Genomic DNA, 2438 nt, shown 5'->3' with positions numbered 1-2438 from the left:
AATAAGAACTAATCAACATTTTTCGTTTAAGATAGTCTATCCATCTCTTACTACCTAATGACCTCAAATAAACGCTATTCAAGTCATGTTAAGAGGTACCAAAGACGCCCATATGGGCATCTTTGGTGTAAAAACACCTTATAGTATGTAAGGTGTTTTCTTATTTACTATATCTGGAATACCTCTATTTGAATAGTAAAATGTGGCTTAAATTTTACCTCGATTGTTTTGTTTTCTACACCGCCTTGAACATATAAGGAGTTACTACGAGTATAGATTCGTTTTGCCGATTTCATCTCGGCTTCAAAGATACATTTATTTTCATAAGACATGTACAATGAAACAGTTTCCACGTAATTCTTGTTATGAACGAATATCGGAATTTTTGAAGGTTTCAATGAGGCTGGTGAAGCTATCACTGGCATGACCAGTCTTCATGCCGCGCCTGAAGACTTCCAAAACAGTTGCTGGCAAAGCGATGTCGATGCCGGCTTCTTGGGTAGTATGAACAACGTGCTCAACGCTCGCCAAGCCCATTGCGAGTCTGTCCACGTCACCAGGGTGCTCCCCCTCGTCGAGACGCGGGGTATAGAACTCTACGAATTTCGGGAGTGACGACATCATCGCCGAAGCGTATGGTAGGAATTGCTCCGCCGTAATGCCGTTTGCGTTAGCGATTGCAAGAGCATGTAGGTAACTTAGCATTGCTGTCCAGAATATATCCATCTGTATCTGATAGTATAGCATGGCTAATCCGGGGTCCTCGCCCCGGTAATCGGTACTTGTTAACACTTTCAAGGTCTCCCTGTGAGCCTCGAAGGCCACTCGATCACCACTATAGTATGTGTAAGATTCCGACTTACCTATGCCTGACGGTGGAACTTGCACCCCTCCAGTAATATGCCAGGCTCCACGGTCTTCCAACCATTTAGCCGCCTTACGAGCTTTCTCCGGAGTATCCGAACTCAAGTTAACGAGCACCTTACCGAATAAGTTCTCAGAGACGGGTTCAAGAATAGAGTACATCACATTGTAATCTGTAAGGCTAAGGATTACCAACTCGTTAGCAGCTAACGCCTCGTTGACCGTGGACACCCTGATGGCTCCTTTTGCTACAAGCTGGTCTGCTTTACTTGAAGTCCGGTTCCACACGGTCAACGAGTACCCGTATTCCAGAAAAACGTCTGCCATCGCCTGACCCATCGGCCCTAACCCTATGACTGTTACTGATTTTCGGTTCCCAACCGCGTTTGTAGTTTCAGAACCATTTTTCTCATTTTGGCTATTACTTTTCAATGAAAAAACCCCTTTCAGGTGAAATTAAGTAAATCATAAAGGATTACACTAGTGTCAATGTCAACACAAACAAAAATGGCCCCGGAGCAATTTATCATGCTCGGGACCATTTCTACATTAAACAGTTCTCTTTTTCCTAATCGTTAAAGCGATTTGCCTCTCCAGTAATCTCTTTAATCCATGAAGTGCTTCGATTTGATAATTCACATTACTTAGCTTTTTTTCATACGTTTCCAGCATCTCTTCGCAATATTGATATTCGTCAGGATTTGCCGCTTCGCTCTTGAACAATACTTTAATCTCATCTGCTGTTAATCCAAGCTTCAAGTATAACTGAATCGCTTTGACTCGTTCTATGGCCGATTCGTCGAAATCCCGGTAATCGTTCTCCAACCTATCGGCGTTTAGAAGTCCTTTATTGTCATAATGCCGGATGGATCGTATGCTGACATTGGTCAATCGTGCTAGTTCGCTTATTTTCACTCCTAACAAGCCTCCTTGCATGCTCATAATAAATTGATTATACAACGGCGATTTTCCATTATTATTTGCCCTAAATGAACTTGTAGTATTTGTAAAATACAGTTTTTCATAAAAGGAACTTAAAGAAACTCTAACATAACAAACAGTTCACAATGGAGTTTGTGAATTTTTCCCGAAAATATCCTTTATTTGTGATACAAATCCTGGTTCTAGATTTTGAACTACCCTCCATGATTTATATACACAGTTTATGGACATATTTCTAGCTAAAACGGACGAAAAACTCACCCATATGAGAATATTTTAGGTGTTGTTTACGAGTATACTATATTAAGAGGGCAAAAAACTGTATAATTTTTAGAACTAGCCAGGGCTTATTTATCATGCACATTTATAAGAAAATACTCCTTTTTTAAATGCTTTTATTTTGGTAAACGAAAGCCTTTTTTAATTCTGTTCTTAAGTTAATGGCTATGTAAGGTGACCCCTATTATAAAAGTACGACATTAATACTTCTTTTGATTGATATAATGTATAATAGCGTCATATAAAAATTCAGCTAAGTCTTCATTACTAAATTGATTTATATAATTTTTAAATCGATTATCAAATTTATACGTATTTGCAATACATGTCAACATTTCAGAATCACATACAAT

3 protein-coding genes and 1 pseudogene are annotated in these 2438 nt (G+C 39.2%); all 4 read right to left on the bottom strand.

The annotated features are described in order from the left end of the window. Positions 1–167: 167 nt before the first annotated feature. A pseudogene (locus ABWK52_RS22820) lies at positions 168–356 on the bottom strand (hypothetical protein); the annotation flags it as partial. A 7-nt stretch (positions 357–363) separates the two neighbouring features. Next, a complete protein-coding gene (locus ABWK52_RS22815) occupies positions 364–1296 on the bottom strand; it encodes an NAD(P)-dependent oxidoreductase (RefSeq protein ID WP_000841637.1) in 933 nt (310 codons plus the stop codon). Positions 1297–1413: 117 nt separating this feature from the next. Next, positions 1414–1779: a MerR family transcriptional regulator gene (locus ABWK52_RS22810; RefSeq protein WP_000703056.1), complete on the bottom strand. Its 366-nt coding sequence runs from the start codon at positions 1777–1779 to the stop codon at positions 1414–1416. 506 nt (positions 1780–2285) lie between these two features. Further along, the coding region (locus tag ABWK52_RS22805) for a TipAS antibiotic-recognition domain-containing protein (RefSeq protein ID WP_353772150.1) at positions 2286–2438 on the bottom strand (153 nt) is incomplete at its 5' end.

The organism is Bacillus sp. AP50 (genome assembly GCF_040492675.1).
GTDB lineage: Bacteria > Bacillota > Bacilli > Bacillales > Bacillaceae_G > Bacillus_A > Bacillus_A cereus.
Note: the sequence above shows the minus strand (reverse complement) of the source record. Positions and strands in the feature narration are given on the sequence as shown.